The organism is Winogradskyella litoriviva, assembly GCF_013249065.1.
In the GTDB taxonomy this organism is placed as follows: Bacteria; Bacteroidota; Bacteroidia; order Flavobacteriales; family Flavobacteriaceae; genus Winogradskyella; species Winogradskyella litoriviva.
Window position 1 is genome coordinate 299,496 of the sequence record NZ_JABRWQ010000003.1, and the last position, 14,237, is coordinate 313,732.

Genomic DNA, 14,237 nt, shown 5'->3' on the forward strand with positions numbered 1-14,237 from the left:
TGAGCTGAATGTCCCATTTCAAATATCACATATTTGTAGTTTTAGCATGTTTTTGTAGTCTGATTTTCGCGCAACAAGATAGCGTAGAAGATACAGACGTTTTGGCCTTAAGACTACAAAATCATTTAATTCAAGCTAAATTAGACAGTGATCGTGGTCAATATTATAGTGCTCAAGATAATTTAGATAAAGCCTTAGATATTGCAGAAAATATTGATGATAAAATAAGTCAAGGTAAAATTCATACCAAGATAGCAAAAGTTCAATTTTTAGTCAATAAACCAGACAAAGCAAATAGTTCTCTTCTTAATGCTATTCAGATTCAACGTGCTAATGATGATTACACTAATCTAGCCATTACCTACAACATTAAAGGTGTAATTCACAGCACATTAGAAGAATATGACAATGCATTAGAATATTTTAATTCGGCAAAAAATCTTTTTGAACAAGTAGATTTAGAAGCTTATATTTCTGATGTAACACTAAATGAAGCTAAAGTCTACATAGCACAAAACCGCTTTGAAGAAGCTAAATCGGAGTTAGAAAAAACGATGATTATAGCAAAAAAATATAGTCAAGAAGATCGTCTTAGTAGCGCATTAATACAGAGTGCAAAAGTGTCTAGCGCTTTAAATAATAATGAAACAGCTTTATCGCAAGTAGAAGAAGGATTATTACTTGCTCAAAAAAACAACATTTTAGAAAATATAAACGAAGCATATATAACGTTAAGTGAAATACACGAAAAAAACGGAGATTACAAGAATTCTTATGCATCTATAAAGAGGCATATACAACTATCAGATTCCATATTAAATATTAAGCGGCAAAACCTGCCACCAGGAATGTCTGGCCAATACATAAGTAAATATAAAGATGCCGAAAACGCGCAATTAAAAGCACAAATAGACGAGGTGACTGCAGAAAGTGCATTTACGAGAATTACTACTATATTGAGTATCGCTCTAATCACCATCTTATCACTATTAACGCTATCACTTTATAAAAACAACAATATTAGGCTGAATACCAACACTATGCTTCACAAAAAGAATGATGAACTAATAGTTGCAAAAGAGAAAGCCGAATTAGCCTCTAAGACAAAGGCCAACTTTTTATCTACCGTTACACACGAGTTACGTACACCTTTGTATGCCGTTACGGGTCTAACAAACATGTTATTAGATGAAGACCCAAAAGAACACCAAATACCACACCTTAAATCATTAAAGTTTTCTGGAGATTACCTATTAACCTTTATCAATGATATTCTTCAAATTAATAAAATTGAAGCTAATAAAGTTGAACTAGACCCAGAAAATTTCAACCTTAAAAATAAATTAGAAAATGTAATTTCGGCACTTAGCAATTCTGCTAATGACCAAAATACCAAAATACATTTTGAATATGAAGACAGTTTGCCAGAATCATTTATTGGCGACCAACTAAAGATTTCCCAAATCTTAATTAACCTACTTGGAAATGCTATTAAATTCACAAAAGATGGAGACATATGGGTAAGAGCCTATAAAATTGACGACCTAAATGGTGAGTACAAACTCCGTTTTGAAATTGAAGATAATGGTATCGGTATTACAAAAGAAAAACAAGACCACATGTTTGAGAGTTTCTCTCAAGGCTCTGTTCAAATTAACAGAAAATATGGCGGAACCGGTCTCGGTTTATCAATTGTAAAAGGATTAATTCAAATTTTAAATGGTAATATTTATTTAAAGAGTGAGCTTGGTAAAGGCACCACATTCTTTTTTGAAATTCCATTAAAATATGATGCTGAAGCCAACAAACCAGTAAAACAAGAAGTTAAAAAAGTTAATAAGATGGATACTTTGGATTTAAGTAATGTTAAAATTCTAATTGTAGAAGACAACAAAATCAATCAAATGATTACAAAAAAGATTCTTAATAAAATGAATCTATATTGCGATGTTGTAGATAATGGTGAAGCTGCCGTAGAACAAGTAAAAGAAGAGACTTACGATGTGGTTTTAATGGATATTCATATGCCAGGAATTAGTGGATTAGAAGCTACCAAGATTATTAGAACCTTCGATACAGAACTCACTATTTTTGCACTAACAGCAGTTACGCTAGAAGACAAAATGCACGAGTTTGGTGAAGCTGGTTTTAATGACATAATTTCTAAACCATTTAAACAAGAAGATTTTGAAACTAAGCTACATGCAGCCCTTTCTGGAGAAAAAATAGTATCAAGTTACTTTAGCTAATAAACGCACGTACCGCTGAATTAAACTCTTCTGTTTTGTCTATTTTTATCTCAATAGGTAAATAGAATAATTTGTTTTTTAACTCCTCATTATCCGATAAGCGCACATAATCTTTTTCCGTTGTAAGTATCATTGTTTTTGAAGCTATTGTTTCAATATCCGAAACCTTAAAATTATAATGATCACTATATTCTAAGTGATTAAATTTTAATCCTTGTTCTAATAAAAAATCAACCAATGGCTTTGCATTAGCAATACCTGTAACTAATGTAAACTCTGGTAAATCTATCAATTCCATTGTTTTAGAAACAGATAACACTTTTGTAGAATAATCCACATAACTAAAAAAAAGTTGCTGATTTTCTTTTAAATATATTTTTGAAGCAATTTTTTGCTTTTCCGCATCAGAAATGTCTTTATTACATTTTGTCACCACAATTAAATCTGCGCGCTTTACTCCAGATCTTGGCTCGCGTAAATTACCTGTTGGCAACACCCAATCTTTATAATAAAGATTATTATAAGCAGTAAGCATAATATTAAAACCAGCCTTTACTTTTCTATGTTGAAAGGCATCATCTAATAATATTACATCTGGTTGCGGCTTTAAATTTCTTAGTTCCAAAATTCCATGCTGTCTATCAGCATCAACAGCTACAGTTACATCCTTAAATTTGCTAAAAAACTGAAAAGGTTCGTCTCCTATAGTATCTGCATTTGCATTGTTATCAGCTAAAACAAATCCATTTGTTTTTCGTTTATATCCTCTACTTAAGGTTGCAAGAGACTTATTATCCTTTAAAAGTCTAATTAAATATTCAATCATTGGTGTCTTACCAGTACCACCTGTACTTAGATTTCCTACACAAATAACAGGAAAATCATAAGATTTTGAAGATTTAATACCAACATCATACAACCAATTTCTTAACCAAGTAATAAGGTAATAAATTGGTACAACAGGAAACAATATGATGCGGATTAAGTTCACGACGACTAAATTATATTATTTTTGAAACAAATATACACTTATACAGTTATGATTATACAAGACGTAATTAATCACTTGCACAATTTAGCTCCTTTAGCCTATGCAGAAGATTTTGACAATGTAGGTTTATTAGTAGGTGATAAAACCGAAAAAGTTTCAGGTGTTTTAGTAACATTAGATACTCTTGAAGCCGTTGTAGACGAAGCCATAGAAAACAAATGTAATCTCATTGTAAGCTTTCATCCTATTATATTTTCTGGTTTAAAGAAATTAACGGGAAAAACTTATGTTGAACGTGTAGTTATTAAAGCCATTCAAAATAATATAGCTATTTTCTCTATTCATACGGCTTTAGATAATGCATATAATGGCGTAAACTCCATTATTTGCGACCAATTAGAGTTAACAAATAAAAAAATCTTAATTCCACAAACCAAAACCATAAAAAAATTACAAACTTACGTTCCAAAAGCCAACGCAGAAGCATTAAGAACTGCTTTATTTAAAGCAGGCGCAGGTAGCCTTGGCAATTACGAATCTTGCAGTTTTAACGCAGAAGGCAAAGGTACTTATCTAGGGAATGAAGAGTCTAACCCAGTTATTGGTGAAAAAGGACAATTACATACAGAAGCGGAAACAGCTATATCTGTAACTTTTAAAAAACACTTAGAATCTAAAGTGTTAAAAGCATTGTTTGATGCACATCCTTATGAAGAAGTAGCTTACGAAATTACAACCTTAGAAAATACTAATCAACAAATTGGAATGGGAATGATTGGCGAGCTCAAAAACGCCATGAAAACTGAAGATTGCTTAAAATATATTAAAACTAAAATGCAAACCGACTGCATTAGGCATTCAAAACCTTTAAATAAACCAATAAAGCGCATTGCTGTTTTAGGAGGTTCTGGCAGTTTTGCTATTTCTGCAGCAAAGGCCTCTAATGCTGACCTTTTAATAACCGCAGACTTAAAATATCATGATTTTTTTAGTGCAGAAAACGACATCGTTTTAGCAGATATTGGGCATTATGAAAGTGAACAATTCACAAAATCGTTTTTAGTAGACTATCTCTCAAAAAAAATTACTAATTTTGCAATCATTTTATCAAAGACAAATACAAATCCGATAAAGTATTTATAATTATGGCAAAAAAAGCTGAAGTTTCTGTTGAAGAGCGATTAAGAGCACTATATGATTTACAATTAATTGACTCTAGAGTAGATGAGATAAGAAATGTCAGAGGTGAGCTTCCTTTAGAAGTTAGAGATTTAGAAGACGAAGTAGAAGGACTTAACTTAAGAATGGATAAACTTAATGATAGCTTATCTATTATCGATGACGAGATTAAAGGAAAGAAAAACTTAATTGAAGAAGCAAAAACTTTAATTAAAAAATACAGTGAGCAACAAAAAAATGTTAGAAATAACAGAGAATATAACTCATTGACTAAGGAAGTTGAATTTCAAGAATTAGAAATTCAACTAGCAGAAAAGCACATTAAAGAATTTAAAGCGCAAATAGAGCAGAAAAAAGTAATAATTACTGAGACTAAAGATCGTTTAAAAGATCGTACTGCACATTTAAAGCACAAAAAAGGAGAGCTTAACGAAATTTTGAAGGAAACTGAGAAAGAAGAAGAAGCACTTATCGATAAATCTTTAGATTTTCAGAAGAAAATTGATGACCGTTTAGTTAAAGCTTACCTTAGAATTAGAAATAACGTAAAAAATGGTTTAGCTGTTGTTGCTATAGAGCGTGGTGCTTCTGGAGGTTCTTTCTTTACTATTCCACCTCAAGTACAAGTAGAAATTGCTTCTCGTAAAAAAGTAATTACAGATGAGCATAGTGGTCGTATATTAGTTGATGCCGCTTTAGCTGAAGAAGAAAAAGTAAAAATGAACAAATTATTTGCTAAGCTTAGTAAATAAATATTGATTAAATATTATACTAAAGCCTTTGCATTTGCAAGGGCTTTTTTTATTTAAGATTTTTTTAAAACTATTATTATTAAGGATTTGTAACTTAACACGACAGAAAAGAAAAAGAAAAAATAAAAACATGAAACAATTATTATTCATTTTAACACTTACCTTTTTATTTAGTTGCCATAACCAAGCACAAGTAAATCCAAAGCAACAGGAGGTTATTAATGCCAACCCAATTGAAGTTCCGCTACAAGACGGAAAAGCAAGAGCTTATTTTGCTAGCGGTTGTTTTTGGTGTGTAGAAGCAATTTTTGAAAGTGTAAAAGGTGTAGAAGAATCTATCTCTGGATATTCTGGTGGATTTACAGAAAACCCAACTTACGAAGCTAGCAACACAGGTAAGACAGGACATGCAGAAGCCGTTGAGATTATTTACGACCCAAATATTATTAGTTTTTCAGAACTGGTAGATGTTTATTTTGGCTCTCAAAACCCAACACAAGTTAATGGACAAGGACCAGATCATGGCTCGCAATACCGTTCTATTATTTTTTATCAAAATGATGAGCAAAAAAAGATTATTGAAGATAAAAAAGCGGCCTTAGCCATAGAACTAGATGCTACAATTGCTGCAGAGGTTTATCCTTTTCAAAAATTTTGGATTGGTGAAGATTACCACCAAAATTACGAAAGACTTCATCCAAACCAAGGTTATATAAGAAATGTATCTATTCCTAGATTAAATAAATTTAAAGCTAAGTTTCCGGAGTTGCTAAAGGAAGATGAGAAGCATTAATAAAAAGCCTGAACAGATGTTCAGGCTTTTTTATTTATTTTTTTGTTGCCTTCAACTCAAAAATCATAGGAAACAGTTGATCTTTCATTTTATACATTCCCGATTCGGTTTTTATTAAATCTGGAAACACATCATATGGGCTTTCATCGTATTCATTAAGATAATCAATTTGTAACCCAGCTTCAATAAGGGAATTTACAACTTCACTTAATCCGTGATTCCATCCATATTCTTTACTTACCATTTTTGAAGATTGGTTAGCATAAGTCCCTTCATATTCTTCATAAATTACTTCATCTTTATTGTAATGATATTTCATTTTTGGCTGCCCATCTATATAATCAAACATCCAGGCAATAGGATGAAATTCTACAATATAAAAGGTACCTCCAACTTTTAGTCTTTCAGAAATCATTTTTGCCCAAGGCTTTAAATCTGGTAACCAACCTATGGTTCCGTAACTTGTAAAAACAATGTCAAAAAGTTCAGAAATATGTTTCGACGTATCTAAAACATTACAACAAACAAACTCCGCATCAAGATTTAATTCTCCGTTTAATTGTTTTGCCAATTTTACACCTTCATCACTCAAATCTACACCAACACATTTTGCTCCTATTCTACTCCAACTCAAGGTGTCTTGTCCAAAATGACATTGTAGATGCAAAAGCGACTTTCCTTCAACATTACCAAGAGCGTTTAATTCGTATGCCATTAAGGATGATTTTCCGTTTTTAAAAGCCTCCATATTGTACATATCACTTTGTGCATGTATAGCTACTTTTTTATTCCAAGTCGATTTATTTACTTCAAAATAATTAGCGTTGTCATCCATGGTTCATTAATTTTGGTTGTAATTTAAAACAACTTTTTAATATGAAACCTTTTTTCCTTAGTATAATCTGCTTACTACTTGCCTTCAATTGCAAATCTGACCAGCAAAAAGTTCCTAAACAATATGATACAGAAACAAGCTTAGTGGAGAAAATTGCTAATGCACATGGTTATAAAAACTGGAAAAATGTATCCGAAATTAAATTCACATTTCAAGTTGATAGAGATACCCTTAAAGGCAACGGAAGGTCATGGTCTTGGTTTCCTAAAAAAGATAAAATAAAAATGACAACTGGTAAAACAAGTGTTGAATACATTAGAAGTAAAATGGATAGCTCACATGTTAGAGCAGACCGAGGATTCATAAACGACAAATTTTGGTTATTAATACCTTTTCAACTAGTTTGGGACAACTCGGCAGAAGTATCAGAACCCATTTTTACTGTTTCGCCAATAAATAAAAAACAATTAAATATGATAACCTTAACGTATCCTAACGAAGGTGGATATACACCAGGTGATGCTTATGATATTTTTTACGACAATGACTTTATTATAAGAGAATGGGTTTTTAGAAAAGGTAACGCTAAAGAACCATCACTTACTACAACTTTTGAAAATTATCAAACTTATAATGGAATAAAAATTGCCACTGACCATAAAAAAGCCGATGGAAACTGGAATCTAAACTTTACAGATGTAAGTATTACTTTGGATAAGTAGTATTATGGCATTACTTTTGCAATCTATAATGTAAGGTTCGCGTAAAGAGTTTCGACTTAAAACGTATAGCTTACATTTTCCGCCTTTTGGCGTCTATATATATTAAAAAGCGCTTTGTTTTCAAGGCGCTTTTTTTGTGCTTTAAAATCCTTATTTTTGTTACAAACCGAAAAACCTTTCAAAATTGTCCAACTATAAACTTGGTCTTGATTACGCAAAACAACAAGACACTTTAGACGAATTATCGAGTTACAGACAACAATTTCATATTCCTAAAGACAAAGATGGAAATGAACTTATTTACCTCTGTGGTAACTCACTTGGCTTACAACCAAAAGCAACAAAAGCTTATATTAATCAAGAATTAGAAGATTGGGCAAATCTTGGTGTAGAAGGACATACAGATGCCAAAAATCCTTGGTTACCGTATCACGAATTTTTAACAGAAGCAACAGCAAAACTGGTTGGAGCTAAACCAATTGAAGTTGTTACGATGAATTCTTTAACGGCGAATCTTCATTTTATGATGGCTTCGTTTTATAAACCAACTAAAGAACGTTATAAAATTCTTATTGAAAGTGATGCTTTTCCTTCAGATAAATATGCTGTAGAATCACAATTAAGACATCATGGTTTTGATGACAAGGAAGGTTTAATTCTTTGGAAACCAAGAGAAGGTGAAGAATTATTAAATTATGAAGATTTAGAATCTATACTAAAAACACACGGTAAAGAAATTGCATTAATAATGATTGGAGGTGTAAATTATTACACTGGTCAGTTTTTCGATTTTAAACGCATAACAGACTTAGGACACAGCTATGGTTGTAAAGTCGGTTTTGATTGTGCACATGGCGCCGGAAACGTCAATTTAGACTTACATAATTCTGGAGCCGATTTTGCGGTTTGGTGTACTTACAAATACATGAATTCTGGACCAGGAAGTTTATCGGGTTGTTTTGTCCATGAGCGACACGCTTACAACAAAGACCTCAACCGTTTTACAGGTTGGTGGAGTCATAATAAAGATACGCGTTTTAACATGCGCCATGAGTTTGATGTATTACCAGGAGCCGAAGGTTGGCAATTGAGTAATCCACCAATTTTATCAATGGCTGCCATAAAAGCCTCATTGGATATGTTTAATGAAGTTGGTATTGATAAAGTGATAGAAAAATCGAAAAAACTAACTGGATATTTCGAGTTTTTACTGAAAGACTTAGGAGAAGATACCATAAGAATTATTACGCCAGAAAACCCTAAAGAACGCGGTTGTCAGTTATCTATTCAAGTTTTAAACGCTGATAAATCGTTACACGATAAATTAACCGAAGCCGGAGTTATTAGCGATTGGAGAGAACCAGATGTCATTAGATGCGCACCAGTACCATTGTATAATTCATTTGAAGATGTTTATTTGATGGTTAAAAAAATGAAAGAAATATTAAAGAGCTCAACATAATTCTCTAATAATACAGATGCCGTTGAGAATATAGATTTAGAAAGGAACGAAAATCCGTTTGAATAATTATAAACTAAATATTCAAGTCCTAAATCAATTCAAAGAATTGAACATCAAAATTCAGAAATAGTGAGCGAAGGAATGTAGATGCGAAGCGAAGCTTCAAGCACGGAATTCCGAAAGTGAACGATGCCTTAGCAATTTCCTATATTTTGATTGTGATTTTTGGTTCGTTTGCATCAAGGCAAATGAACAGAAAAAATAAATATATGAGTAACAAACAACAAAACATATTAATCATAGGCGCAGGACTTTGCGGAAGCCTATTAGCATTAAGACTAGGGCAAAGAGGCTACAACGTCACTGTTTACGAAATGCGTCCAGACCTAAGAACCACAGATATTTCTGCAGGTCGTTCCATCAATTTAGCATTTTCAGACCGTGGAAACAAAGCCATGAAACTCGTTGGTATTGAAGATAAAGTGAAAGCATTGTGCATTCCTATGAACGGCAGAATGATTCACGACAAAGAAGGCAACACGTTTTTATCTAATTACAGCGGAAGGGATTACGAATACATCAATTCCATTTCTAGAGGTGAATTAAATGGTTTATTGCTAGACGAAGCCGAAAAACATGATAATGTAACTATTCATTTCAATAAAAAATGTAAGTCTGTAGATTTCGAAAACACCACAGCTACATTTCAAGATTACAATTCTAAAGACGAATTTATTGAAGATGCAGATTGCATAATTGCCACAGACGGAGCAGGCTCAGCATTACGAAAAAGCTATTATTTAGGGAAGAAATTCCTTTTTAGTTTTTCTCAAGACTATTTAAGTCATGGTTATAAAGAATTAACCTTTTTACCAAAAGGAGATGGCAGTTATAAAACCTATAAAAACGCATTACATATTTGGCCAAGAAGCAGTTTTATGCTTATCGCCTTACCCAATTTAGACGGTAGTTTTACAGTCACTTTATTTTTAAGTTACAGCGAAGGCGAGTACAATTTTAATAATTTAACAACACCAGAATTGGTAACGCAATTCTTTCAAAAAGAATTTCCGGATGCCTTAGAAATTATGCCGAATTTGGTGGATGATTTTTTCGCAAATCCAACAGCAGCTTTAGGAACGGTAAAATGTTCCCCTTGGCATTATAAAGGCAATACTTTACTCATGGGAGATTCAGCGCATGCTATAGTTCCTTTTTATGGTCAAGGGATGAACGCTTCATTTGAAGATGTGGTTGAATTTGATAAAGTTCTCGATCAAAATCTAGATAATTGGGAAGCTACGTTTATAGCTTACGAGAAAAATAGAAAGAAGGATACTGATGCCATTGCCGATTTAGCCATTGACAATTTCCATGAAATGAAAGGTCATGTTGCGAATCCAATATTTCAAGAAAAACGAAAAATTGAAATGGCCTTAGAAAAAGAATTTCCTAGTGCCTATTCATCAAAATATAGTTTGGTTACCTTTAATGAAAATATTGGTTACAGACAAGCCATGTTAAGAGGAAGAGCACAAGACAAGGCTATTTTAAATATGTTAACAGATAAAATTATTTCATCAGAAGATAATTTAAAAGACATTTTAGAAAAAGTAAAAGTAGAAACTGAAGCGATTTTAGAAGACGATAGGATTGCTGGATTGTAAGCCTACCCTAACCCTTCCGAAGGAAGGGAACTGAAAACGGTTTAAAAAAATTAACAAAACAACAAAACTCTAACTTCGCCCGAGTAAGAGTTCCTTCCCTTTAGGAAGGCTAGGATGGGCTTTATTTATATGAGTGAAGTAACACCAAGAGGAGCCTATCCTCACATTAAACAAGTAGGCGATTTCATTTTCGTATCAGGTACAAGTTCTCGTCGCGCAGACAACAGCATCGCAGGCGTAGATATCATTGACGAGATGGGAACAAAACGCTTAAATGCCTATACACAAACTCAAGAAGTCTTAAAAAACATAGAAAAAAACTTAGCAAAAGTTGGAGCAAGCCTTAAAGATGTGGTTGACGTTACGTCTTTTCTAGTTAACATGAATGACTTTGCAGATTACAACAAAGCCTACGCAGAATTCTTTGAAAAAGAAACAGGGCCAACAAGAACAACAGTTGCAGTGCATCAATTACCACATCCGGATTTGGTGGTTGAGATTAAAGTTATGGCTTATAAGAAACAGTAATTAATGATTAACCTATTCCGTAAAAACAGAGTAAAAATGTTTAAGAATAAAAGTCTTTTTAGTTATATTCTTTACGCTATTGGCGAAATTGCATTAATTGTTATTGGTATTTTATTAGCTCTTTATCTTCAAAACAAAAACGAAGAAAAGAAAATCAAAGCCAACGTTATTACCGCTATTAATATGCTGAAAGATGAAATCAGCACTAATAAAAGTATTATAGACAACATAAAAAATTATCATATAATGGTAAAAGATACACTTCAAAATATGGAAATTCCCAAATCTGAAAAAGAAATTGAAGGTAAATTAGGATTTTGGAGAGGTATGCGAACACCGAGACTTCAAAACGCAGCTTTTCAGACAAGTATTCAATCAGGAATTGGCAAAGAATTTAATCCCAAACTTCTAAAAGCTTTAAATGGTTTGTATACATATCAAGATAGTTATAACCAATTTACGTCTCAATCCACTCAGATTTTTTTTGGTGCAGATTTCAGCGATATTAGGAGCTTTGGCAAAATCATGACATCAATACAAATGACTATGAGTGACCTATATTGGTATGAAAAAGAACTAACTGAAACTTATGAATTTAGTTTAAAACAAATTGATTCCATATATCCTTCAAAAGAATGATGAATTAAGAAAATACTAAAGTGAACATCAAAAACTACATAAACGGAAAATTTCAAAATCCAATTCAAGGGAACTGGATAGATAATTATAATCCATCCGATGGAACAGTTTACGGACAAATCCCAAATTCAACTAAAGACGATGTAGACGAGGCTTACAAAAGTGCCAAATCTGCATTTACAAGCTGGTCGCAAACCACATTAGAAGAACGTAGCAGAATCTTAATTAAAATTTCAGAATTACTAGAAGCTAACTTACAAAGTTTTGCAGAAGCAGAAAGTAAAGACAACGGAAAACCCATTTCATTGGCTAAAGCTGTTGATATACCAAGAGCTGCAAGTAACTTTAGATTCTTTGGAAATGCGATTACACAATTTGCAAGTGAAAGTCATGAATCCGTAGGACAACAAGCCATAAATTACACCTTACGCCAGCCCATTGGTGTTGTGGGCTGTATTTCACCTTGGAACCTTCCACTCTACTTGTTTACTTGGAAAATCGCACCAGCTCTAGCAGCAGGAAACTGCGTCGTTGCCAAACCAAGCGAAGTCACACCTATGACAGCATATTTATTAGGCGAAATTTGTAAAATAGCAGGTTTACCAAATGGTGTATTGAATATTGTTCATGGTGTAGGAACAACTGCAGGACAAGCGATTATTGAACATCCAGATATTAAAGCGATAAGTTTTACAGGCGGCACGGCAACAGGAGCACATATTGCCAGAGTCGCAGCACCAATGTTCAAAAAACTATCCTTAGAATTAGGCGGAAAAAACCCAAATCTCATTTTCGCAGATTGCGATTATGAAGATATGTTAGCAACGACAGTTCGTTCGTCGTTTGCTAATCAAGGCCAAATCTGTTTATGTGGTAGTCGCATTTTTGTAGAAGCCTCTATTTATGAGAAATTCAAAACAGATTTTGTCGCTAAAGTAAAAGCGTTAAAAGTTGGGCATCCTTCAAACGAAGACACCAATATTGGAGCACTGGTATCTAAACCGCATTTAGAAAAAGTAAAAGAATACATCCAAATCGCTAAAAATGAAAATGGAACTGTGTTATGTGGTGGAAATGAAGTTACTGTTAATGGTTATGAAAACGGTTATTATTTAGAGCCAACGGTTATTGAAGTTCCTAATGACAACTGCAGAGTGAACCAAGAAGAAATTTTTGGACCAGTAGTAACCATTATGCCATTCCACACAGAAGACGAGGTTTTAGAAATGGCAAACAAAGTAAAATATGGTTTATCAGCAACCTTATGGACAAACAATCTAAAACGCACCATGAAACTAAGTCACCAATTACAAGCAGGAATTGTTTGGGTAAACACTTGGATGATGCGCGATTTAAGAACACCTTTTGGAGGAGTAAAAGCTTCTGGTGTTGGTAGAGAAGGTGGTTTTGAAGCCTTGCGATTTTTTACGGAAGCTAAAAATGTTTGTATAAAATACTAGAAGCCCATCTTCCGTCTTCCCATTAGGGAAGAAACTAGATTGGAACTCTAAATATAAATTGAATAAATTTTTAAAATATTAACTCTAAACAAAACCCCTTCCCTTTGGGAAGGTTGGGATGGGCTTATGAACTTACAACTAAACAACAAATACGCACTAGTTTGCGGAAGCACAGCAGGAATAGGAAAAGCAACAGCACTAGCTTTAGCAGCAGAAGGTGTTCAAGTAACTCTAATTGCTAGAAACGAAGACAAGTTAAAAGCTACATTAGCCGAGTTACCGCAACAAAGACCACACGATTATATTGTCGCTGATTTTTCAAACCCTACGGAATTGAAAGCAAAAGTATCAGACTATGTTTCTAAACATCATGGTTTTCATGTTTTAGTTAACAATACAGGAGGCCCAAAAGGAGGTCCTGTTTTTTCTGCTGAAGTAGATGAATTTGAATCCGCTTTTACGCAGCATTTAAAATGTAATCATGTATTAGTTCAAACGGTTGTTCCATTCATGAAGGCTGAAGGTTATGGTCGTATTATAAACGTTATTTCAACCTCTGTAAAACAACCTTTAGATGGTTTAGGTGTTAGTAACACCATTCGTGGTGCAGTGGCTAACTGGAGTAAAACTTTAGCCAATGAATTAGGGCAATTTGGTATTACAGTGAATAACGTTTTACCTGGTGCTACAGGAACGGAACGTTTAGCTGAAATCATAAAAAACAAATCTGCAAAAACGGGAAATACAGAAGAAGAAGCGGCCAATGCTATGAAAAGTGCTGTACCAGCAAAACGTTTCGCGAAACCAGAAGAGTTAGCTGATGCTATTACCTTTTTAGCAAGTGAACGCGCAGGTTATATTAACGGAATTAATCTTCCTGTTGATGGAGGGAGAACTAAGAGTCTTTAAAAGAAGCCCATCCTAACCTTCCCAAAGGGAAGGGACAATTGCGCAAAAAAT

Annotated in this window: 13 protein-coding genes; 11 read left to right on the forward strand and 2 right to left on the reverse strand. The window is 33.4% G+C overall.

Annotation, left to right across the window (positions count from 1 at the left end):
• Positions 1 to 8 precede the first annotated feature (8 nt).
• Positions 9 to 2,249, forward strand: a complete 2,241-nt coding sequence (locus HNV10_RS07840) for an ATP-binding protein (RefSeq protein ID WP_173300781.1) — start codon at positions 9 to 11, stop codon at positions 2,247 to 2,249.
• On the opposite strand, the gene lpxK is transcribed toward HNV10_RS07840, so the two are convergent.
• Positions 2,242 to 3,240 (reverse strand): tetraacyldisaccharide 4'-kinase, encoded by a 999-nt coding sequence (lpxK, locus tag HNV10_RS07845; RefSeq protein WP_173300782.1) that lies wholly within the window; start codon positions 3,238 to 3,240, stop codon positions 2,242 to 2,244. The two genes, HNV10_RS07840 and lpxK, sit on opposite strands and share 8 nt — an antisense overlap.
• A gap of 48 nt (positions 3,241 to 3,288) precedes the next feature.
• Here lpxK and HNV10_RS07850 point away from each other — a divergent pair, with 48 nt between their 5' ends.
• The 3 genes from HNV10_RS07850 (at position 3,289) to msrA (ending at position 5,964) form a co-directional block, all read left to right on the forward strand.
• Positions 3,289 to 4,383 (forward strand): Nif3-like dinuclear metal center hexameric protein, encoded by a 1,095-nt coding sequence (locus tag HNV10_RS07850; protein WP_173301009.1) that lies wholly within the window; start codon positions 3,289 to 3,291, stop codon positions 4,381 to 4,383.
• Between the two features lie 2 nt (positions 4,384 to 4,385).
• Complete coding sequence (locus tag HNV10_RS07855) at positions 4,386 to 5,171, forward strand: zinc ribbon domain-containing protein (RefSeq protein ID WP_173300783.1); 786 nt, start codon at positions 4,386 to 4,388, stop codon at positions 5,169 to 5,171.
• Positions 5,172 to 5,301: 130 nt separating this feature from the next.
• Positions 5,302 to 5,964, forward strand: coding sequence for a peptide-methionine (S)-S-oxide reductase MsrA (msrA, locus tag HNV10_RS07860; protein ID WP_173300784.1), 663 nt, complete (start codon positions 5,302 to 5,304; stop codon positions 5,962 to 5,964).
• 34 nt (positions 5,965 to 5,998) lie between these two features.
• Here the strand turns inward: msrA and HNV10_RS07865 are convergent, their stop codons facing one another.
• Positions 5,999 to 6,799, reverse strand: a complete 801-nt coding sequence (locus tag HNV10_RS07865) for a class I SAM-dependent methyltransferase (protein WP_173300785.1) — start codon at positions 6,797 to 6,799, stop codon at positions 5,999 to 6,001.
• A gap of 41 nt (positions 6,800 to 6,840) precedes the next feature.
• Here HNV10_RS07865 and HNV10_RS07870 point away from each other — a divergent pair, with 41 nt between their 5' ends.
• The 7 genes from HNV10_RS07870 to HNV10_RS07900 all read left to right on the forward strand — a co-directional run bounded on the left by HNV10_RS07870 (position 6,841) and on the right by HNV10_RS07900 (position 14,186).
• The gene (locus HNV10_RS07870) at positions 6,841 to 7,521 is read left to right on the forward strand and encodes a hypothetical protein (RefSeq protein ID WP_173300786.1); all 681 of its coding nucleotides are present in this window, start codon (positions 6,841 to 6,843) and stop codon (positions 7,519 to 7,521) included.
• Positions 7,522 to 7,705: 184 nt separating this feature from the next.
• Entirely contained in the window at positions 7,706 to 8,983 is a 1,278-nt protein-coding gene (gene kynU, locus HNV10_RS07875) for a kynureninase (RefSeq protein WP_173300787.1), read from the forward strand.
• 269 nt (positions 8,984 to 9,252) lie between these two features.
• Positions 9,253 to 10,650, forward strand: coding sequence for an FAD-dependent oxidoreductase (locus HNV10_RS07880; RefSeq protein ID WP_173300788.1), 1,398 nt, complete (start codon positions 9,253 to 9,255; stop codon positions 10,648 to 10,650).
• Positions 10,651 to 10,779: 129 nt separating this feature from the next.
• A complete protein-coding gene (locus tag HNV10_RS07885; RefSeq protein WP_173300789.1) occupies positions 10,780 to 11,178 on the forward strand; it encodes a RidA family protein in 399 nt (132 codons plus the stop codon).
• A 3-nt stretch (positions 11,179 to 11,181) separates the two neighbouring features.
• Positions 11,182 to 11,817 (forward strand): hypothetical protein, encoded by a 636-nt coding sequence (locus HNV10_RS07890; RefSeq protein WP_173300790.1) that lies wholly within the window; start codon positions 11,182 to 11,184, stop codon positions 11,815 to 11,817.
• Between the two features lie 20 nt (positions 11,818 to 11,837).
• Positions 11,838 to 13,277, forward strand: a complete 1,440-nt coding sequence (locus HNV10_RS07895; protein ID WP_173300791.1) for an aldehyde dehydrogenase — start codon at positions 11,838 to 11,840, stop codon at positions 13,275 to 13,277.
• Between the two features lie 126 nt (positions 13,278 to 13,403).
• A complete protein-coding gene (locus HNV10_RS07900; RefSeq protein ID WP_173300792.1) occupies positions 13,404 to 14,186 on the forward strand; it encodes an SDR family oxidoreductase in 783 nt (260 codons plus the stop codon).
• Positions 14,187 to 14,237: the final 51 nt, after the last annotated feature.

What these genes read in the sequence shown, in the direction of transcription:
- HNV10_RS07840 (WP_173300781.1), top strand. Translation starts at nt 9, where the DNA reads ATGTCCCATTTCAAATATCACATATTTGTAGTTTTAGCATGTTTTTGT.
- HNV10_RS07850 (WP_173301009.1), top strand. Translation starts at nt 3,289, where the DNA reads ATGATTATACAAGACGTAATTAATCACTTGCACAATTTAGCTCCTTTA.
- HNV10_RS07855 (WP_173300783.1), top strand. Translation starts at nt 4,386, where the DNA reads ATGGCAAAAAAAGCTGAAGTTTCTGTTGAAGAGCGATTAAGAGCACTA.
- msrA (WP_173300784.1), top strand. Translation starts at nt 5,302, where the DNA reads ATGAAACAATTATTATTCATTTTAACACTTACCTTTTTATTTAGTTGC.
- HNV10_RS07865 (WP_173300785.1), bottom strand. Translation starts at nt 6,799, where the DNA reads ATGGATGACAACGCTAATTATTTTGAAGTAAATAAATCGACTTGGAAT.
- HNV10_RS07870 (WP_173300786.1), top strand. Translation starts at nt 6,841, where the DNA reads ATGAAACCTTTTTTCCTTAGTATAATCTGCTTACTACTTGCCTTCAAT.
- HNV10_RS07880 (WP_173300788.1), top strand. Translation starts at nt 9,253, where the DNA reads ATGAGTAACAAACAACAAAACATATTAATCATAGGCGCAGGACTTTGC.
- HNV10_RS07885 (WP_173300789.1), top strand. Translation starts at nt 10,780, where the DNA reads ATGAGTGAAGTAACACCAAGAGGAGCCTATCCTCACATTAAACAAGTA.
- HNV10_RS07890 (WP_173300790.1), top strand. Translation starts at nt 11,182, where the DNA reads ATGATTAACCTATTCCGTAAAAACAGAGTAAAAATGTTTAAGAATAAA.
- HNV10_RS07900 (WP_173300792.1), top strand. Translation starts at nt 13,404, where the DNA reads ATGAACTTACAACTAAACAACAAATACGCACTAGTTTGCGGAAGCACA.